Origin of the sequence: Gemmiger sp., from assembly GCF_036306485.1 — a bacterium.
GTDB lineage: Bacteria > Bacillota > Clostridia > Oscillospirales > Ruminococcaceae > Gemmiger.
Genome location: NZ_JAXJZK010000001.1, coordinates 1 through 19013, shown reverse-complemented (window position 1 = coordinate 19013; position 19013 = coordinate 1). Strand labels below are relative to the sequence as shown.

General features: G+C 65.2%; 18 protein-coding genes. 17 read left to right on the top strand and 1 reads right to left on the bottom strand.

Features of this window, described 5'->3' with window-relative positions; genetic code table 11:
• The first annotated feature begins 157 nt into the window (after positions 1-157).
• The 16 genes from ruvC to U0L91_RS00015 all read left to right on the top strand — a co-directional run bounded on the left by ruvC (position 158) and on the right by U0L91_RS00015 (position 17501).
• Entirely contained in the window at positions 158-649 is a 492-nt protein-coding gene (ruvC, locus tag U0L91_RS00090; RefSeq protein ID WP_330043809.1) for a crossover junction endodeoxyribonuclease RuvC, read from the top strand.
• A gap of 22 nt (positions 650-671) precedes the next feature.
• Entirely contained in the window at positions 672-1274 is a 603-nt protein-coding gene (gene ruvA, locus U0L91_RS00085; RefSeq protein ID WP_330043808.1) for a Holliday junction branch migration protein RuvA, read from the top strand.
• 12 nt (positions 1275-1286) lie between these two features.
• Positions 1287-2348, top strand: a complete 1062-nt coding sequence (gene ruvB, locus U0L91_RS00080) for a Holliday junction branch migration DNA helicase RuvB (protein ID WP_330043806.1) — start codon at positions 1287-1289, stop codon at positions 2346-2348.
• A gap of 51 nt (positions 2349-2399) precedes the next feature.
• Positions 2400-3770, top strand: coding sequence for a phosphoglucosamine mutase (gene glmM / locus U0L91_RS00075; protein WP_330043805.1), 1371 nt, complete (start codon positions 2400-2402; stop codon positions 3768-3770).
• Positions 3771-3787: 17 nt separating this feature from the next.
• Positions 3788-4651, top strand: a complete 864-nt coding sequence (locus tag U0L91_RS00070) for a class I SAM-dependent methyltransferase (RefSeq protein ID WP_330043804.1) — start codon at positions 3788-3790, stop codon at positions 4649-4651.
• A gap of 26 nt (positions 4652-4677) precedes the next feature.
• A complete protein-coding gene (locus U0L91_RS00065; RefSeq protein ID WP_330043802.1) occupies positions 4678-5529 on the top strand; it encodes an energy-coupling factor transporter ATPase in 852 nt (283 codons plus the stop codon).
• 70 nt (positions 5530-5599) lie between these two features.
• Positions 5600-6529 (top strand): energy-coupling factor transporter ATPase, encoded by a 930-nt coding sequence (locus U0L91_RS00060; RefSeq protein WP_330043800.1) that lies wholly within the window; start codon positions 5600-5602, stop codon positions 6527-6529.
• Positions 6519-7334: an energy-coupling factor transporter transmembrane component T family protein gene (locus U0L91_RS00055; protein WP_330043799.1), complete on the top strand. Its 816-nt coding sequence runs from the start codon at positions 6519-6521 to the stop codon at positions 7332-7334. Before U0L91_RS00060 ends, U0L91_RS00055 begins: the two co-directional genes overlap by 11 nt.
• Before the next feature lie 21 nt (positions 7335-7355).
• The gene (gene truA, locus U0L91_RS00050) at positions 7356-8114 is read left to right on the top strand and encodes a tRNA pseudouridine(38-40) synthase TruA (RefSeq protein WP_330043797.1); all 759 of its coding nucleotides are present in this window, start codon (positions 7356-7358) and stop codon (positions 8112-8114) included.
• Between the two features lie 36 nt (positions 8115-8150).
• Positions 8151-9479 (top strand): DUF5711 family protein, encoded by a 1329-nt coding sequence (locus U0L91_RS00045; protein WP_330043795.1) that lies wholly within the window; start codon positions 8151-8153, stop codon positions 9477-9479.
• Between the two features lie 36 nt (positions 9480-9515).
• Positions 9516-10187: a CvpA family protein gene (locus U0L91_RS00040; RefSeq protein ID WP_330043793.1), complete on the top strand. Its 672-nt coding sequence runs from the start codon at positions 9516-9518 to the stop codon at positions 10185-10187.
• A 139-nt stretch (positions 10188-10326) separates the two neighbouring features.
• Positions 10327-12606 carry an ATP-dependent Clp protease ATP-binding subunit gene (locus U0L91_RS00035; RefSeq protein ID WP_330043791.1) on the top strand — a complete coding sequence of 760 codons (2280 nt, stop codon included), beginning with the start codon at positions 10327-10329 and terminating at the stop codon, positions 12604-12606.
• Between the two features lie 16 nt (positions 12607-12622).
• The gene (locus U0L91_RS00030) at positions 12623-13615 is read left to right on the top strand and encodes a hypothetical protein (RefSeq protein WP_330043789.1); all 993 of its coding nucleotides are present in this window, start codon (positions 12623-12625) and stop codon (positions 13613-13615) included.
• Positions 13616-13630: 15 nt separating this feature from the next.
• Positions 13631-14500, top strand: coding sequence for a helix-turn-helix domain-containing protein (locus U0L91_RS00025; RefSeq protein ID WP_330043787.1), 870 nt, complete (start codon positions 13631-13633; stop codon positions 14498-14500).
• A gap of 176 nt (positions 14501-14676) precedes the next feature.
• A complete protein-coding gene (gene galE, locus U0L91_RS00020) occupies positions 14677-15702 on the top strand; it encodes a UDP-glucose 4-epimerase GalE (protein WP_330043786.1) in 1026 nt (341 codons plus the stop codon).
• A gap of 104 nt (positions 15703-15806) precedes the next feature.
• The gene (locus U0L91_RS00015; RefSeq protein ID WP_330043784.1) at positions 15807-17501 is read left to right on the top strand and encodes a hypothetical protein; all 1695 of its coding nucleotides are present in this window, start codon (positions 15807-15809) and stop codon (positions 17499-17501) included.
• Here the strand turns inward: U0L91_RS00015 and U0L91_RS00010 are convergent.
• On the bottom strand, positions 17492-18292 hold the full coding sequence (locus tag U0L91_RS00010; protein WP_330043782.1) for an AraC family transcriptional regulator: 801 nt from the start codon (positions 18290-18292) through the stop codon (positions 17492-17494). The two genes, U0L91_RS00015 and U0L91_RS00010, sit on opposite strands and share 10 nt — an antisense overlap.
• A gap of 122 nt (positions 18293-18414) precedes the next feature.
• Here U0L91_RS00010 and U0L91_RS00005 point away from each other — a divergent pair.
• The coding region (locus tag U0L91_RS00005; protein ID WP_330043780.1) for an ABC transporter ATP-binding protein at positions 18415-19013 on the top strand (599 nt) is incomplete at its 3' end.

The window sequence follows — 19013 nt, the reverse complement described above, 5'->3', positions numbered from 1 at the left end:
GCAAGCCTTTTTTTCAAAAAACTTCAAAAATTTTTCCAGAAAGGTCAAAAACGTCGATGATACGAATATAAATTTTACAAAGGCCCCGCGGCTTTTTCTTGCCCAAGGTATTGGTTTGTGGTATACTGTTACAGTTACCATGGAGAGGTGTAAAGAAATGCGGGTTTTGGGCATCGACCCCGGCTATGCGATCGTCGGATGGGGCGTTGTGGAGTATGCGGGCAACCGGTTTGCGCCGGTGGCCTACGGGGCGGTATGTACCGACAAGGACACGCCGTTTGAACAGCGCCTGTGCGAAGTGTACGACGGTGTGCTGGACATCTGCAAGCGGTATCAGCCGCAGGCGCTCTCCCTGGAAAAGCTGTACTATCAGCACAACCAGACGACGGTGATCGGCGTGGCCGAAGCCCGTGGCGTGATTCTGCTGGCTGCCGCCCAGTGCGGCATCCCGATCTATGAATACACCCCGATGCAGGTCAAACAGGCCGTGACGGGCTACGGCAAGGCCGTCAAGAAACAGATTCAGGAGATGACCCGCATCCTGCTCAAGCTGCCGGCCATTCCCAAGCCGGACGATACGGCCGACGCGCTGGCCATGGCGGTGGCGCACTGCCACTGTGCGACCAGCCGGCTTTCGGGCCTGCGATGACAAGTAAAGGACAGGGAAAACGATGATTGACTGCCTGACCGGCAAAATACTAAAAAAAACATTGGATACCGTGGTCATCAGCTGCGGCGGCATCGGGTTTGCGGTGCAGGTGCCGACGGCCGTCGGCGAGGCACTGCCGGCGCCGGGGCGCGAGGGCACGGTGTACACCGTCATGAATGTGACGGAAAACGATGTCTCGCTCTACGGTTTTGCGACCGAGGAACAGCGCGCCTGCTTCAAAATGCTCATCTCGGTGTCCGGCGTGGGCCCCAAGGCGGGTCTGTCCATCCTCAGCATCATGACGCCCGAGAAAGTCGCGCTGGCGGCCTCCTCGGGGGATCACAAGGCATTCACCAAGGCCAGCGGCGTGGGGCCCAAGCTGGCCCAGCGCATCGCCCTCGAGCTCAAGGACAAGGTGGGTAAGGGGCTGGCTTCGGGCGCCGGGTTCGCTGCGGGGGCCGTCGAGGCGCCGCCGCCGTCCAGCGCGCCGGCCCAGGCCGTGGCGGCGCTGGTGGCACTGGGGTACAGCACCTCGGATGCCGCCCAGGCCGTCGCCCGCATTGATGAGAACCTGCCGGTGCAGGACATCATCAAGATCGCGCTTCGCGGGCTTTCCCGTGCGTAAAGGAGCAGCAACATGAGCCAAAATACCGAATATACCGTGGACCCCGGCCGTCTGGTCAGTCCCGACGCGGCGCCCGGCGACGCCGAGGAAGTCAGCCTTCGTCCCCGGACACTGGACGACTATGTGGGACAGGAGAAGGTCAAGACCAACCTGCGGATCTATCTGCGCGCGGCGCAGACCCGCGGCGAGCCGATGGACCACATACTGCTGTACGGACCGCCCGGCCTGGGCAAGACCACCCTGGCCGGCATCGTGGCCCAGGAGATGGGGGTGCAGATCCGCATCACCTCGGGCCCTGCCATCGAGAAACCGGGCGACCTGGCCGCCCTGCTGACCAACCTGCAGGAGGGCGACATCCTCTTCATCGATGAGATCCACCGCCTGTCCCGCCAGGTCGAGGAGGTGCTCTATCCGGCGCTGGAGGACTACGCGCTGGACATCATGATCGGCAAGGGACCGAGCGCCCAGAGTATCCGGATCAACCTGCCGCGCTTCACGCTGGTGGGCGCGACCACCCGGGCCGGACAGCTGACCGGCCCGCTGCGCGACCGGTTCGGCATCCTGCTCAAACTCGAGCCTTACAGCCCCGATGAGCTGGCCGCCATCATCATGCGCAGTGCCGGCATCCTCGGCGTGCCGATTGACCATGACGGCGCGCTGGAACTTGCCAAGTGTGCCCGGGGCACCCCCCGCGTGGCCAACCGACTGCTCAAGCGGGTGCGGGATTTTGCGACGGTCCAGGGGGACGGCAGCATCGACGGCCCCACGGCGGCCGCCGCCCGCCGCCAGATGGATATTGACGAACTCGGCCTGGATGAGCTGGACCGCAGCGTGCTGCGCGCGATCATCGAGCTGTACGGCGGCGGTCCCGTCGGGCTGGAAACCCTCGCGGCCAACCTGGGGGAGGAGAGCGTCACACTGGAGGACGTCTGTGAACCCTACCTGATGCAGATGGGAATGCTCACCCGCACACCGCGGGGCCGCTGCGTGACCCGTCTTGCCTATGAACATCTGCACATTCCGGTGCCGCGCCATCTGCGCGGGGAGGAGGACGGCCAGCAGAGCCTGTACTGAACCGGAGACAACAAGAACTTTTCCGCATGACGAAAGAAAGGATTTGATCGTATGGGTAAATTGTTTGGAACCGACGGTGTCCGCGGCGTGGCGGGCCAGGACCTGACCTGCGAACTGGCGCTGCAGATCGGCCGTGCCACGGCTGCCGAGCTGACCAGCCTGGACGGACATCGCCCCCGCATCCTGATCGGCAAGGACACCCGCGTCTCCGGTGATATGCTGGAATGCACGCTGGCGGCCGGTCTGTGCAGCGTCGGCGCCGACGTGGACCTGCTGGGCGTCATCCCGACGCCGGCCGTGGCCTATCTGGTCCGCAAGTACGGCGCGGATGCCGGCATTGTGATCTCGGCCTCCCACAACCCGATGGAGTTCAACGGCATCAAGATCTTCAAGGGTGACGGCTACAAACTGCCCGACGAGGTGGAGGACCGCATCGAGGCGCACATCTTCCGCAACTGCGATGACATCAAGATCTGCAGCGGCGCCGACATCGGCCGCGTCCGCCGCATCGACAAGGCGCTGGACGACTATGTGGACGCGCTGGTGGAGCACATCGACGCCGACCTGTCCGGCCTCAACGTCCTGTTTGACTGCGCCAACGGCGCTTCCGCCCGGGTGGCCCAGAAGCTGTTCCCGCGGCTGGGCTGCCGCTGCGGCTTTATCGGCACGCTGGATGACGGTGTCTCGGTCAATGACGGCTGCGGTTCCACCCACCTCGAAACCCTCGAAAAACAGGTCGTGGCGGGCGGCTATGACTGCGGCATCGCCTTTGACGGCGACGCCGACCGCTGCCTGGCCTGCGATGAGACCGGCGCCGAGATCGACGGCGACAAGATCATCGCGCTGGTCGCCAAGGACATGAAGGAGCGCGGCCGCCTGGACGGCAACACCGCTGTGGTGACCGTCATGTCCAACCTGGGCTTCATGAAATATATGCAGTCCATCGGCATCGAGACGGCCCGCACGGCTGTCGGCGACCGGTACGTTCTCGAGGAGATGCGCGCCCGCAACTATGCGATCGGCGGCGAGCAGAGCGGCCATGTGATCTTCCTGCACCACTCCACGACGGGCGACGGCGAGCTGACGGCCGGCAAGCTGCTCAAGCTGCTGGCCCGCAAGCACCGCGAGGACGGCACCAAGATGAGCCAGCTCAACGCCGTCTACACCAAGTTCCCCCAGGTGCTGATCAACCTGTCGGCCAACAAGGAACAGAAGCAGGCCTACAAGGAAGACGAATATATTGCCGGCTTCATCGAGAGCCAGCAGCAGAACCTGATGGGCATGGGCCGCGTCCTGGTGCGGGTTTCCGGCACCGAGCCCAAGATCCGCGTGATGGTGGAGGGCGAGGACCGCGAGGCCATCACCCAGAGTGCCAACCGCATCAGCGAGCTGATCCGGCAGCGCATTCCGGGCGTTCAGTAAACAGAAAGGGATAGACTATGCGTCCGGCAGACAGTTGGAAAGACTACGAACTGATCGATGCAACCAACCATAACCGGCTGGAACGGTGGGGCAAGACCCTGCTGATCCGCCCGGACCCCCAGGTTATCTGGAAAAACGAGGAGGCCAGCCCGCTGTGGCAGAAGGCGGACGCCGTCTACTACCGCTCCGCCAAGGGCGGCGGACGGTGGGAGTACCGCCGCCCGCTGGCCCAGAAATGGAACATCCACTGGCAGGACCTGACGCTGATCGTCAGTCCCACCGGGTTCAAGCATACCGGCGTTTTCCCCGAACAGGCCGTCAACTGGGCGTGGTATCGTGAAAAAATCCGCGCCGCAGGCCGGCCCGTCAAGGTGCTCAACCTGTTCGGCTACACCGGCGGCGCCACGCTGGCCTGCCTGGCGGCGGGGGCTTCGGTGACCCATGTGGACGCCTCCAAGGGGATGGTGTCCTGGGCGCGGGAGAACGCCGCGGCCAGCGGTCTGGCCGACTGGCCCTGCCGCTGGATTGTGGATGACTGCGCCAAGTTTGTCCAGCGGGAGATCCGCCGCGGCAATGCCTACGACGCGGTCATCATGGACCCGCCCAGCTACGGCCGCGGCCCCAACGGCGAGATCTGGAAGCTGGAGGACAACGTCTACGACCTGATCCGGCTGACGGCGGGCGTTCTGAGCAAGGCACCGCTCTTTTTTGCCATCAACTCCTACACCGAGGGCCTGAGCCCGGCGGTCATGGAGTACATTCTCAAAACCACGCTCTGCCCGCAGATCGGCGGACGGACCGACTGTGACGAGATCGGCCTGCCGGTGTCGGCCACCGGCGGCGTGGTTCCCTGCGGCGCCACGGCGCTGTGGCAGGAATGACTGGATATTTGACGAGGCACACAAGTATGCAGAAGGATACGATTCTGGAAGCGCAGTCGGTGCGCTTCCGCTATGATACCGAAACCCCGCCCGAACAGGCGGTCTACGCCGTGGACGGGGTCAGCATGCAGGTCCGCCGCGGCGAGTTCGTCGCGGTGCTGGGCGCCAACGGCTGCGGCAAGTCCACGCTGGCCAAGCATTTCAACGCCATCCTGCTGCCCGAAACCGGCACCGTGCTGGTGGAGGATATGGACACCCGCACCGAGGAAAAACTCTACGACATCCGCCAGAAGGTGGGCATGGTTTTCCAGAACCCCGACAACCAGATCGTCGCGACGGTCGTGGAGGAGGACGTGGCGTTCGCACTCGAAAACCTGGGCGTTCCCACCGAGGAGATGCGCGGCCGGGTGGACGATGCCATGAAGCTGGCCGGAATCTGGGAACAGCGGCACAAGGCGCCGCACAAGCTCTCGGGCGGTCAGAAACAGCGCGTCGCCATCGCGGGCGTCATCGCCATGCGGCCGGACTGCCTGATCCTCGACGAGGCCACCGCCATGCTGGACCCCCGCGGCCGCGCCCAGGTCATGAAGACCATCCGCGATCTGCGCAATGCCGGCATCTCGATTGTCTCGATCACCCATTATATGGAGGAGGCCGCCCAGGCGGACCGCGTCCTGGTCATGAGCCGGGGCCGCATCGTCATGGAGGGCACCCCCGAACAGGTCTTCAGCCAGACGCGGCGGGTGCGGTCCTACCATCTGGACGTGCCGCAGGCCGCCGAGCTGCGCGACGCGCTGGCCGCGGCCGGTCTGCCGATGCCGCGCAGCGTCATCACCCCCGAACAGTGTGCCAAGGCCATCTACGACCTGCTGGCATAAAATTCCCTGAAGAAGGCAGGAACGGCACCGGACAGCGGTCCGGGCGGTACCCTGCGGGAAGGAAGCAAACGTGTCAGAAATCATCAAAGTCGAGCATCTGCGCTACGTCTACAACGCCGGCATGCCGGACGAGACCGCCGCGCTGGATGATGTGAATTTCTCTATCGAGGAGGGCGACTTCGTGGGCGTCATGGGCTCCACCGGCTCGGGCAAGTCCACGCTGATCGCCCATTTCAACGGCCTCAACCGTCCCACCTCCGGCAAGATCTATGTGGACGGCCGCGATATGTGGGCCTCCGGCGAGAACCTGCGGGAGTTCCGGTTCCTCGTGGGACTGGTCATGCAGTACCCCGAGTACCAGCTCTTCGAGGAGACCTGCCGCAAGGACATTGCCTACGGTCCGCGCAACATGGGACTCAGCGAGGAGGAGATCGACCGCCGCGTGCGCGAGGCGGCCGCCTTCGTGGGACTGACCGACGAGCTGCTGGACAAAAGCCCCTTTGAGCTGTCCGGCGGCCAGAAACGCCGGGTGGCGATTGCGGGCGTCATGGCCATGCGCCCCAAGATCCTGGTGCTGGACGAACCCGCCGCGGGCCTGGACCCCGAAGGCCGGGACACCATCCTCAGCCAGATCAAGAACTACCACGAACAGACCGGCATCACGGTGGTGCTGGTCAGCCATTCGATGGAGGACATCGCCAAGTACGCCAACCGCGTGCTGGTCATGAGCCATGCCAAGGTGGCCATGTACGACACCGTCGAAAAGGTCTTTGCCCGGGCGCCGGAACTGCTGCAGCTCGGTCTGTCCGTCCCGCAGGTTACCCAGGTGTTCCTGATGCTCAAGGCGATGGGCCTGGACATTGATACCGATGTCTACACGATGCCCTACGCCGTCAAGACGGTGCTCAAGGCCTGGAATGCCAGACACCCCGACAAGGCGGTGCCGCTGCCCTCTGTCCGGGCGGCCAACGGGAAGGGAGGTGCCCCGGATGCTTCGTGATATCACCATCGGCCAGCATTTCCCCGGCAACTCCATCATCCACCGCTGTGACCCGCGGCTCAAGATCGTGGCCACCATCGCCTACATCGTCGTGCTCTTCATGGCGTCCAACCCGCTGGGCATCGCGCTGTCGCTGGGCTTCCTCGTGCTGCTCTACCGCGTCGCCAAAATCCCGCTGCGCCTCATCCTCAAAAGCCTCAAGCCCATTGTGCCCATCGTGCTGTTCACGGCGGTGCTCAACCTCTTTTTCATCACGGGACAGGGCGAACCGCTGTTTTCGCTGGGCTTCCTGCATATCTACCGCGAGGGCGTCAGCTACGCGGTGCTGATGGCGGTGCGCATCATTGCGCTGATCGCCGGCACCAGCCTGCTGACCTACACAACCAGCCCCATCGTGCTGACCGACGCCATCGAGGCGCTGCTCAAGCCGCTGTCCAAAATTCATCTGCCGGTCCACGAGCTGGCCATGATGATGACCATTGCGCTGCGGTTCATCCCGCTGCTCATCGACGAAACCGAAAAGATCATGAACGCCCAGAAGGCCCGCGGCGCCATGCTGGACAACGGCAAGTTCATGGAGCGCATCCGCGCCCTCGTGCCGGTGCTGATCCCGCTGTTCATCTCGGCATTCCGCCGCGCCGACGAGCTGGCCATGGCGATGGAATGCCGCTGCTACCACGGCGGCGAGGGCCGCACCCGCCTCAAGGTGCTGCGCTTCGGCCGCGACGATGTCAAATGCGCCGTCGGCCTTGTTGTCTGCCTGGGGATCATCCTGGCCACGCGGTGGTTCGTGCCGGGCATCTGACCGGCCGGAAAGGATTCACCGATGAACATTCTGCTCTGGATCAGCTATAAGGGAACGCGGTATGCGGGCTTTCAGGTCCAGCCCAACGGCGTCACGGTCTGCGAGGTACTGCAGAACGCGATGGAGGACCTGTTCGGCGTCCGCCCGCCCGTCAAGGGCTGTTCCCGCACCGATGCCGGGGTGCATGCGCGCCGGTTTGCGCTGAATTTCCGGTATGACGGCGGGATTCCCTGCGAGAAAATCCCGCTGGCCCTCAACGCCCGGCTGCCCATGGACATCCGTGCCCTGCAGGCCCTGCCTGTCCCGGACGATTTCCATGCGCGGTATGCCGCCCATGACAAGACCTACCATTACCGGCTGCGCTGCTCGCGGGTGGATGACCCCTTCGACTGGGAGACCTGTCACCGGGTGGCGGGCCCGCTGGACCTGCCGGCCATGCAGCGCGCGGCGGCGGGCTTCTGCGGCACCCATGATTTTCTGGCGCTCTGTGCGTCGGGATCGTCGGCCGCCGCCCACGGCGATACGGTGCGCACCGTCACGGACTGCACGGTGCGGCAGGACGGCGAGCTGTTCACCCTGTCCGTGACGGCGGACGGGTACCTGTACAATATGGTGCGGATTCTGGCAGGCACGGTGCTGGAAGCGGGGCTCGGCAAGCGGGACCCCGCCGGCGTGCCTGCCATTCTGGACTCCCGCGACCGGCGCCGCGCCGGGCCGACGCTGCCCGCCCGGGGGCTGTTCCTGTGGGATGTCCGCTATCCCGGGCTGGCCTCGTGCTGACCCTGCCCCGAAACCTGCTGGAAGGAGGTTCTGCCCGTGAACCGTCAAGACCGTGAACGACTGGAACGCCGACGCCGGATGCTTGCCCGCGAACAGGGGCTGGACCCCGGCGAGGAACCCGCGGGGGTCCGCATCCCGCCCCGGGAGCCGCCCCGCACCCGCTACACGGCCCCCGCCCGCGAACAGACACCCGAACCCGCGTCCAACCTGCGGCCCATCAGCCCGGTGCTGCGCCGCCGTCGCCGCCGCAAACACATTCTGCTGGCGCTTGTCATCCTCGTCCTGGCGGCCGCGATGGCCACGGTCAGCGGCCTGCTGAGCACCTCCATCGCGATGCTGGGCGATATGACCGACTCGGTGGTGCTCTACCTCAACCGGGCCGGCGGCGGCTGGCCCGCCAGCACCGGCATCCGCATCCCCACCCAGGTGGAGGAACTGGCCGGCGGCTTTGTCGAGATGGACGCCGAGGATGTGGCGGTCTACTCCGCCTACGGCGCCAAGATCCGGGCCTTCCAGCCCGGGTACGCCCGCCCGGCGCTGGCCGTCGGCAACACCCGGTTCGTCGTGTACAACCGCGCCGGCACCGAGCTGACCGTCGAAAGCCGCACCCGGCGGCTGTACAGCAAGAGCTTTTCCAACCCCATCATGCTCTGCGCGATGGCGCAGAACGGCACGCTGGCCGTCGTCACTGAGTCGGACCGCTACGCCGCCGAGGTCCAGGTCTTTGATCCCGAGTTCCGCGGCGACCCCTTTGTCTGGAAGATGACCCAGCAGGACGGCACGCCGCTGACCATCGCCTTTGCGCCGGACAACCGCCGCTTTGCCGCGGGCACCGTGGCCGCCAGCGACGGCCAGCTCCGGACGGTCGTCCGCTTTATGGACACCGCCCAGGACACCGCCGGCCCCGCCTACACCGCTGACACCGGCGCCGTCATCCTCAGACTGCAATGGATGTCGGGCAGCCGGGTGCTGGCCGTCTTTGATACTTATGTGGCGGTGCTCAACCCCTCGGACGGGACCGAGCTCGCCCGCTATGACTGCGGCGGCGCGACGCTGCAGAGCGTCTCGGTGGGGGGCGGCAGCACGGCGCTGCTGCTGCTCATCCGGGGCGGCAACACCCTCGTGACGCTGGACGAGGACCTGACGCCGCTGGCCACCATCCCGGCCGGCCAGGCCGAGAGCGTGGTCTGCACCGACACGGCCGTCTATCTGCTCACCGACGTGGGGGTGGAGAGTTATACCTTTGACGGGGTGCACAACTGGTCCCAGTATCTGGGCATGCGCCCCCAGGCGGTGCTGGATGCCGCCCGTACACTTGTGTTCACACCCGGCAAGGTGGATGTGCTGACCGCTCCGGAATCCTGAAGCCGCACATCCCCGAAAAACGGAGGGAAAGAAAGTATGAATGTCTCGATTGGTCTGGTCTATGACCTGATTTTTCTGATCCTGCTGGTGGGCGCCGCCCTGGACGGCCGCCGCCGCGGCTTTGTCAGCGGCCTGGTGTCGCTGATCGGCTCGGTGGCCGGCGTTGTGGCCGGTGTCTATGCCAGCCGTGCCTGGGCGCTGCCGCTCTACCGCGACCATCTGGGCGTCACGATCGGCGAAACCGTCGCCGCCACCCTCAACGACTGCGGCGGTGACTTCAACGCCGCCCTCGCCAAGCTGGAGTTCCTGCCCGACGCCGCGCGGGAAACCCTGCGCACGCTGGTCACCAACCTGACCGGCGAGGCGGTCCCCCAGATCGTCAGCGCGCTGGAACCGGTCTTTCTGCCGCTCATCCAGACGCTGCTCTTCCTCGCGGTCTGGATTCTCGTGCGGGCGGTCTTCCGGCTCATCGCCCGCTGGCTGCGCGGCATCAACGCGATTCCGCTCGTGGGCACCCTCAACAAGATGCTGGGCCTGGCGTTCGGCGTCGTGGCGGGGCTGCTCAACTGCTGGATCTTCTCGCTGGCGGTCTGGATGGTCTCCGGCCTGACCGGCGGCCGGCTGGAATTCCTCAGCAGCGGTGCACTCGCACACAGCCGGATCTACACGCTGCTGTCGGGGCTCAATCCCTTCCTGCTGCATTACTGATGAACAATATCTGAACATTCCCCCCGCCCCCTTGCAAATGCAAGGCGGGTGGGGGATAATAGTATCTGTGGGAGAATTTCGCGGTTTCCGCCCCACCGGCGGGACCGCAGACCCCTCCCGAACAGAGAGGTGAAGAAGTATGTTATGTGTCCGCTGCAAGAAACGTACGGCGGTGGTTTTTGTCCAGCGCATGGACGGCGGCAAGCCGGTGCAGGAGGGCTACTGCCTGACCTGCGCCCGCGAACTGCACATCCAGCCCGTGGACGATCTGATGAAACGGTTCGGAATGTCGGATGACGACCTGGCCAATATGGAAGAGCGGGTGTCCAGCTTCCTGCAGGAAGCCGGACAGGACCCGGATGCGCTTTCCGCCGAGAACGGGGAGCTGCCCGACGAGTTCGTGCCGGGCGGTTCGCCGACCTTCCCCTTTGCGGTGCCCGCCGAGGCCGACAAGGAAGGCGGCAAGTCCAAGAAGAAGCGGGGCCGCGGCCAGCGCAAATACCTGGACGGCTACTGCGAGAACCTGACCCAGAAAGCGCGCGAAGGGCGGCTGGACAACATCATCGGCCGTGACCGCGAGGTGTACCGTACCATCCAGATCCTCTGCCGCCGCCAGAAGAACAACCCCTGCCTGATCGGTGAGGCCGGCGTCGGCAAGACCGCCATCGCCGAGGGCATTGCCCAGCGCATCGCGGCCGGCAAGGTGCCCGCCCGCCTGCAGGACAAGGAAATCTATCTGCTGGACCTCACGGCCCTGGTGGCCGGCACCCAGTTCCGCGGCCAGTTCGAGCAGCGGGTCAAGGGCCTGCTGTCCGAGATCAAGGCCGAGGGCAATGTGATCCTCTTCATTGACGAGATCCACAACATTGTGGGCGCCGGCGATTCGGACGGCGCCATGAACGCTGCCAACATCATGAAACCCGCGCTCTCCCGCGGGCAGATTCAGGTCATCGGCGCGACGACGTTCGCCGAGTACCGCAAATATATCGAGAAGGACTCCGCGCTGGAACGCCGTTTCCAGCCCGTCAAGGTGGAGGAGCCCACCATCAACGATGCCATTGAGGTCATCCGCGGCGTCAAGGGCTACTACGAAAAATACCATTGCGTCAAGGTGCCCGACGCGGTGGCCGCCGACGTCGTGCGGCTCAGCGAACGGTACATCACCGACCGCTACCTGCCCGACAAGGCCATCGACCTGCTGGATGAAGCCTGCGCCTGCTGCAATCTGCGCCACCCCGAGATCACCGAGTACCTGACCATGCAGAAGCAGGTTGCCGACCTGGAGGAGAAGGAACACACGCTGGAAAACCCCGATCCCGAGGGGGACAGCGCCATCGACTACGAGGAGCTGGCCAAGGTCAAGACCGAGCTGGCCCAGATGCGCCAGAAACTGCCCGCGCTGGAACTGCGGGTGGCAGACATCTGCGTCACGCCGGACGATATTGCCCAGGTCGTGGAGCTCTGGACCGGCATCCCCGCCGTCAAGATCAAGGAGAGCGAGTACGGCCGCCTGCTCGGCCTCGAGGACGCCCTCAAGGCCCACATCATCGGCCAGGACGAAGCCGTTCACAGCGTCGCCCAGGCCATCAAGCGGACCCGCGCCGACCTGTCGGGCCGCCACCGTCCGGCCAGCTTCCTCTTTGTGGGTCCCACCGGCGTGGGCAAGACCGAGCTGGTCAAACAGCTGGCCTCCCAGCTCTTTGACACGGTGGACCCGCTGATCTCCATCGACATGAGCGAATATATGGAAAAATACGCGGTCTCCCGCCTGATCGGTTCGCCGCCGGGCTATGTGGGCTACGACGAGGCCGGCCAGCTCACCGAGAAGGTGCGTCGCCATCCGTACAGCGTGGTCCTCTTTGACGAGATCGAAAAAGCACATCCCGATGTCATGAACATCCTGCTGCAGATTCTGGACGAAGGCAAGATCAACGACGCCCAGGGCCGTGTGGTGGATTTCTCCAACACGGTGATCTGCATGACCTCCAATGCGGGGTCGAGCGACCGCACCGCGCTGACCGGGTTCGGCCGGACGATCGAAGAAACCACCCGTGAAAAGAGCCTCAAGGCGCTGCAGGAGTTCCTGCGCCCCGAGTTCCTCGGCCGCGTGGATGAGATCATCACCTTCCGTCCGCTCGACCAGGAAAACCTCGAGAAGATCGCCGCCCTGATGCTGGAGGAATACCGCCCCGGCTTCGAGGCGCGCGGCCTGACGCTGTCCTACACGCCCCAGGCGCTGACGGCCATCGTCGCCGAGACGCCCACCCGCTTCGGCGCGTGGGAACTGCGCAAGACCATCCGCAAGACGCTGGAGGACCCGGTGGCCGAGGCGGTCATCGCCGGAAAGCTCTCCGCCGGACAGACCGTCACGGTGGAGGCGGACGAAAACGGCAAGCCGGTGCTCCGGCTGCCGTCCTGACCCGGAGGCCGGGACCATGGCCCGCCGCGTCTTGCTCCGGCTGCTCTGCCTGCTGCTGGCCGCCGGCCTTCTGACCGGCTGCGTGCGGTACAGCGGCGAATTGCAGACCGGGATTCCCGACGTACAGTTCCCGGGACGCCAGACCCCGCCCCCGACGCTGCTGCCCGACGACACGCTGCCCGCCTCGGCGGACAGTTTCCGGGAAGCCTACGGCAGTGCGGGTCTGCTGGCCTGGCCCTGCGTGCTGTACAGCATCTACCTGGACAGTCCCTACGCCTGCTGGACCGACGAGCAGATTGCGCTGACGCAGCGCCGCCTGGCCGAGGCCGCGGACTGGATCACCGAGCAGGCCGGCCGGTACAACGCCTCCCCCCGGCTGTACTATGACACGGGGGACGGCCGCCTTTCCGCCCGGGTGACGTGCACTACCCCCCTCGACGCCGACAATACCTCGGGGGACGCCTTCTATGACTATGTCGATACCCTGACCGCCGCCGTGGACACGGACGCCCTGCGCGCCGCCTACGGCACCGCCGGCATCGGGTATCTGATCTTTCTGCCCTTCGAGGGCTGTTCCTACTCCATCCTGCACTATCTGGAGGACGGGGAAAACTATCTCAACGAATTCAGCTGCCTGTATCTCTATGATCCCTATGTGGAGCCCGGCACGCCGGAAAGCCCGGCGGTCTATGCCCACGAGATTCTGCACCTCTTCGGTGCGGCGGACCTGTACGAGGGCAGCAGCGACCCCTATGTGACGCCGGAGCTGGCCGCCTATGTGGCGCAGACCTGGCCGGACGCCATTATGTATGATACCTACAACGCCGACGGCACGGTGGGCGGGGAGGAGATCGACAAGAGCCTCTGCCCGCTGACCGCCTTCCGGCTGGGGCTGTGCGACCGCTTCCCCGGCATGGAGCGGTTCCCCGATGCGACCGCCGACCCGCCCGGCGTTTATACGATGGAAGGGCGCGGTGCCGGAAACTGGGAGACCGGCCAGGCCGCCTGATGGGAGGTTGACCGCATGAACCAGACCGAATGGCCTGTCCGGGTCACCGGCGTGCAGGCCTCCGCCTTTACCGAGTGGCGCAGCGGCCAGCAGAGCCCCGAGCGCTTCTGCGAAGCCTGGCAGCTCGTCTATGTGCACAGCAGCGTCGTGGAGGAGATCAGCGACGGACGCCGCATCCCGCTGCGTTCCGGCCAGCTGCTGTTCCACCAGCCCGACACCACCCACAGCATGCGGGCGGCCGGCGAGGTCCCGCCCGAGGTGCTGCGCATCGAGTTCACCTGCGAGGGCAGCGCCGTGGACGATCTGCGGGAACTGCATCTGCGCGCCAACGCGGCCGAGCGCAACTGCCTGCGGCTGCTCATCGAGACCGGCCGGGAGGTCTTCGCCCCGGTCACCGAGCCCTGGCAGATGCCCGCCCCCCGCGCCGAGATCCCCTATGCGGCCCGGGAACTGCAGGAACTGTATCTCAACCAGCTCCTGCTGCTTGTGCTGCGCCGTCGCCGCCGCACCCGACGCCCCGGTCCGCGGGCCCGCGCCGAACAGGAGCAGGCCGCGCTGGTGGAGGGGGTGCGCCTCTACTTTGCCCAGAACATCGAAAAATCCCTGACCCTGCCCGAAGTCTGCCGCGCCAACGGCTGCAGCCGCGCCGCCCTGCAGCAGGCGTTCCGGGCCCGCGTCCATACCGGCCCAATGGATTACTTTGCCCGCATGAAGGCCGAAAAGGCCGGCGCGCTGCTGGCCTCCGGCTACGGCCCCGGCGAGGTGGCCAAAATGCTGGGCTACGGGTCCCAGGCATGGTTCTGCCGCCGCTTCTACGCGCTGACCGGTCAGACTCCCACGGCCTTCCGCCGTGCGCCCCACCTGCTGCATCTGTGTGAGCTGTGAGAAGGAACAACAATCATCCATGCAAAATACTGAAACTTCCATTCAAAACCACAGCACAAAAAGATAGAATAAAGACAAAGAAACAGGAGCAAAAAACGCCTGCTTCCTGGTATTGATGAGACTGCAACCGCAGTCATTTGCAACATAAATACAAACACAGTAAAGGAGCGTTCATTATGTCCATCCTGGTCAGCGGCGGCGCCGGCTACATCGGCAGCCATACTTGCGTGGAGCTTCTCAATGCGGGCTATGAGATTGTGGTGGCGGACAACTACTACAACTCCTGCCCCGAAGCGCTCAACCGTGTGCGGGAGATCACCGGCAAGGATTTCCCGTTCGTCAAAGCGGACATGACCAACCGGGCTGAGGTGGAGGAGATCTTCCGCAGCCATCCGGGCATCACCTGCGTGATCCAGTTTGCGGCCTACAAGGCGGTGGGCGAGAGCGTTTCCAAGCCCATCGAGTACTACTCCAACAACCTCAACTGCACGCTGACCATCCTGGATGTCATGCGCCATTACGACTGCCACAACATCATCTTCTCCTCCTCCGCGACGGTGTACGGCGATCCCGCCAGCGTGCCCATCCGCGAGGACTTCCCGGTCGGTGCCACCACCAACCCCTACGGCACCACCAAGGCGTTCACCGAGCGCATCCTGACGGACTGCTGCAAGGCGGACCCCGAGCTGAACGTCGCGCTGCTGCGCTACTTCAACCCCATCGGCGCCCATCCGTCCGGAAAGATCGGCGAAGATCCCAACGGCATCCCCAACAACCTGGTCCCCTACATTGCCAAGGTGGCCGTCGGCAAGCTCGAGAAAGTCCATGTCTACGGCAATGACTATCCGACGCCGGACGGCACCGGTGTGCGCGACTACATCCATGTCGTGGACCTGGCCCGCGGCCATGTGGCGGCCATCCGCAAGCTGGAGCAGAAGCCCGGCCTGTTCATCTGCAACCTGGGCACCGGCCACGGCTACAGCGTGCTGCAGGTCATCGCGGCGTTCAGCAAGGCCTGCGGCCGCGACCTGCCCTATGTGATTGATCCCCGCCGCCCCGGCGATATTGCCGAGTGCTGGTGCGATCCCACCAAGGCCAAGGAGGAACTGGGCTGGACCGCGGAGTACGGCATCGAGGAGATGTGCCGCGACAGCTGGAACTGGCAGAGCCAGAACCCGGACGGCTACAAGACCGTTCACTGATCTCCCCTCATCAAAAACAGTACGGCGCCCCCGGCCTGCGGAGCTTTCCGCCAGGCCGGGGGCACCGGTGGTTTCAGGCGTATCTTTCTGATAAGAGGTCCAAGATGAAAACACTTCTGCAATCGTCCAGGCACAAAACGGCCCTGACCGTCCTGCTGCTCACGGCCGCGGCCCTGCTGGCCTGCGCCCCCTTCCTGGGCGGCGGGCTGTACCACGGCTCCGACCTGGGCTATCATCTGCGCCGCATCGAAAACATCGCCATCGGCCTGACCAACGGCCAGTTCCCCGTGCGCATCCAGTCCGACTGGTGCGGCGGCGCCGGCTATGCGGTGGGCGTCTTTTACGGCGACCTGCTGCTCTATCCGGCCGCGCTGCTGCGGCTGGCCGGGCTGTCGGTCTCGGCGGCCTACGGGCTGTATCTCTTCGCCGTCACGCTGCTCACCGGGCTTTTTGCCTTCTACGCCGCCCGGCGCCTCGGGGCAGGGCGGACCGGGGCGGCTGCGGGGGCGGTGCTCTATCTGCTCAGCGCCTACCGGCTGTGCAACACCACGGTGCGCGCCGCCCTCGGCGAGTACACCGCGCTGGCCTTTCTGCCGCTCGTGGCCTGCGGGCTGTGGCGCACCCTCCAACCGGATGACCGCCGCCTGCCCGGCTGGCTGTTGCTCACGCTGGGCCTTTCCGGCGTGCTGCAAAGCCACCTGCTGAGCTTTGAGATGACGGTGCTGCTGCTGGCGCTGGCCGCACTGCTGCTGGCCCGCCGCACCTTCCGCCCGGCGGCGCTGCGCCGCCTGCTGGCTGCAGCCGCCACCTTCTGTGCCCTCAATGCGGGATTCCTCGTCCCGTTCCTGCAGTATTACCTGACCGAAAAATTCCAGATCAACCAGCCCGGCGGCACCGAACCCATCCAGTCCAACGGTGCCCTGTGGCAGCAGCTGCTCGGCCTGCCCTTCACGGCGTCCGGCGGGGAACAGGCCGGCCTTGTGCCCGATATGCCCCTCACACCGGGACCGGCCCTGCTGCTCGCGGTGCCGCTCGTCCTGGCCGTGGTGCTGGCTTTCCGGCGGTCACGGGCCGCGCTGCCGCTCGCCGCGGCCGGGGTGGGCTGCCTGCTGCTGGCGGGCAACTTCTTCCCCTGGGATGCCCTCTATTCGCTGGGCAGCACGGCGGCCCGACTCGTGGGCAGCCTGCAGTTCCCCTGGCGGTTCCTCGGCCCGGCCACCCTCTTTCTCTGCCTGGCGGCGGCCCTTGCACTGAGCGGCCTGCCGCAGCGGCCGCGCATCGCCCTGGCGGTGCTGCTCTGCGCGGTGTCGGTGTTCTCGGCGGCGGGACAGCTGCGGGAATACTGCCGCACAGCCGCCCCCGAATACTACCTCGCCGGCACCGAGGAACCTTTCTGGGAGGCGGGCTGCGGCCATTATCTGCCCGCCGAACAGGGCCCCACCGATCTGAGCATCTTCCCCGAGGGCCCCATCTGGGACGGCGGCATCACGCTGGGAGAGTACCGCAAGGACGGCATTGAAATCCGGATGACCGTCGCCAACAACGCGGGGGAGCCGGCCGGCGTCCTGCTGCCGCTGCTCTGGTACCGCGGCTACACCGCCGTGGACGACGCCACCGGGGACACCCTGGCGGTGAGCTGCGGCATGGACAACGCCGTGGACCTGACCCTGCCCGACGGCTACGCCGGCACCGTGACGGTCACCTTCCGGGAACCGCCGCTGTGGCGGGCGGCCGAGCTGGTCTCGCTGCTCACGCTGCTGGGCGGCGCCCTGCTGCTGCGCCGCCGCGCTCAGACGTAAATCTCGTTGTTGCGCATCGGCAGCTTCTCGACGGCCGCATGGGGCGCGGCGGTCTCCCGCCAGGCGGCGGGGGAGAGCCCGGTCTCCCGCTTGAAGACCCGGCACAGATAGTTGGCGCCCGAGAAGCCGCACAGCCCGGCGATCATCTCCAGGTTGTATTCCCGCTCGGTCAGCAGCAGCTTGGCGGCCTCGATCCGCACCGAGGTCAGATATTTGCCGGGCGGCATCCCCATCTCGGAGGAGAACACCCGCACCAGATGGCATTTGCTCACGCCCAGCTGGCTGCTCAGCTCCTCGACGCCGTACAGCGCCATGTAATTCTCCCGGATCGCCTCGACGGCGCGCTGCACCAGCGGGGACAGATGCCGCACCTCCTCATCGGCGTGGGCCATCGCGCACAGCAGCGTGTAGGGGGCTGCGGCCTCCGCGGCGTCCGGTTCGTCCGACGCACTGCAGACCCGGGCCAGCAGCTCGGCCGCACCGGGACAGGCGGCACTGTCGGCAAAGCGCGGTTCGGGCAGCCCTTCCAGAAAGGCGTCCGCCGCCAGCCCGGTCAGCCGCACGCAGAGCAGGTGACACACACTCAGCGGCCGCAGCGTGAACCCGCCCCGGCCCAGCAGCAGGTCGCCCGAGGCCCCGCCCGAGCTCTGCCGCCCCGGGCAGTCCAGCAGACAGCTGCCGCTGGACAGCACCCCCACCCACAGCCCTTCGCCGCCTAGGGCCAGCGGGGTGTCGCCCTGCAGTTCCCGCACCTCGGCCCGGCGGCAGCAGCGATTGACATCGAATATCAATTTTTGACCTCCTATATCAATAAAGTGCTATATCTTTTCCGATTCTAACCTGTTATTATAGGTTTGTCAAGAGAAATACGCCGACCGCGTATCAATAAAAAACTATTCGGAGGTAATGACCCATGGCCAGCATTAGTTGCCGTCACATTTACAAGATCTATCCCGGCAATGTCACCGCCGTCAAGGATTTCAACCTGGAAATCGCTGATAAGGAATTCATCGTTTTCGTTGGTCCTTCCGGCTGCGGCAAGTCCACCACCCTGCGTATGATCGCCGGTCTGGAAGAAATTTCCAAAGGCGAGATGTACATCGGCGACCGCCTGATCAACGACGTTCCGCCGAAGGATCGTGACATCGCCATGGTGTTCCAGAACTACGCTCTGTATCCGCATATGACCGTCTACAAGAACATGGCGTTCGGCCTCGAGCTGCGCAAGATGCCCAAGGACGAGATCGACAAGCGCGTGCGTGAAGCCGCGAAGATCCTCGAGATCGAGCACCTGCTCGACCGTAAGCCGAAGGCTCTGTCCGGCGGCCAGCGTCAGCGTGTTGCCCTGGGCCGCGCTATGGTCCGTAACCCGGCGGTCTTCCTGCTCGACGAGCCTCTGTCCAACCTGGACGCCAAGCTCCGTACCAGCATGCGTACCGAGATCATCAAGCTCCACAAGAAGCTGGCCACCACCTTCATCTACGTTACCCATGACCAGACCGAGGCCATGAC

Excerpts from the sequence above, each read along its gene's own strand:
- ruvC (WP_330043809.1), top strand. The coding sequence starts at position 158 with ATGCGGGTTTTGGGCATCGACCCCGGCTATGCGATCGTCGGATGGGGC.
- ruvA (WP_330043808.1), top strand. The coding sequence starts at position 672 with ATGATTGACTGCCTGACCGGCAAAATACTAAAAAAAACATTGGATACC.
- ruvB (WP_330043806.1), top strand. The coding sequence starts at position 1,287 with ATGAGCCAAAATACCGAATATACCGTGGACCCCGGCCGTCTGGTCAGT.
- glmM (WP_330043805.1), top strand. The coding sequence starts at position 2,400 with ATGGGTAAATTGTTTGGAACCGACGGTGTCCGCGGCGTGGCGGGCCAG.
- U0L91_RS00070 (WP_330043804.1), top strand. The coding sequence starts at position 3,788 with ATGCGTCCGGCAGACAGTTGGAAAGACTACGAACTGATCGATGCAACC.
- U0L91_RS00065 (WP_330043802.1), top strand. The coding sequence starts at position 4,678 with ATGCAGAAGGATACGATTCTGGAAGCGCAGTCGGTGCGCTTCCGCTAT.
- U0L91_RS00055 (WP_330043799.1), top strand. The coding sequence starts at position 6,519 with ATGCTTCGTGATATCACCATCGGCCAGCATTTCCCCGGCAACTCCATC.
- truA (WP_330043797.1), top strand. The coding sequence starts at position 7,356 with ATGAACATTCTGCTCTGGATCAGCTATAAGGGAACGCGGTATGCGGGC.
- U0L91_RS00040 (WP_330043793.1), top strand. The coding sequence starts at position 9,516 with ATGAATGTCTCGATTGGTCTGGTCTATGACCTGATTTTTCTGATCCTG.
- U0L91_RS00035 (WP_330043791.1), top strand. The coding sequence starts at position 10,327 with ATGTTATGTGTCCGCTGCAAGAAACGTACGGCGGTGGTTTTTGTCCAG.
- U0L91_RS00030 (WP_330043789.1), top strand. The coding sequence starts at position 12,623 with ATGGCCCGCCGCGTCTTGCTCCGGCTGCTCTGCCTGCTGCTGGCCGCC.
- U0L91_RS00025 (WP_330043787.1), top strand. The coding sequence starts at position 13,631 with ATGAACCAGACCGAATGGCCTGTCCGGGTCACCGGCGTGCAGGCCTCC.
- galE (WP_330043786.1), top strand. The coding sequence starts at position 14,677 with ATGTCCATCCTGGTCAGCGGCGGCGCCGGCTACATCGGCAGCCATACT.
- U0L91_RS00015 (WP_330043784.1), top strand. The coding sequence starts at position 15,807 with ATGAAAACACTTCTGCAATCGTCCAGGCACAAAACGGCCCTGACCGTC.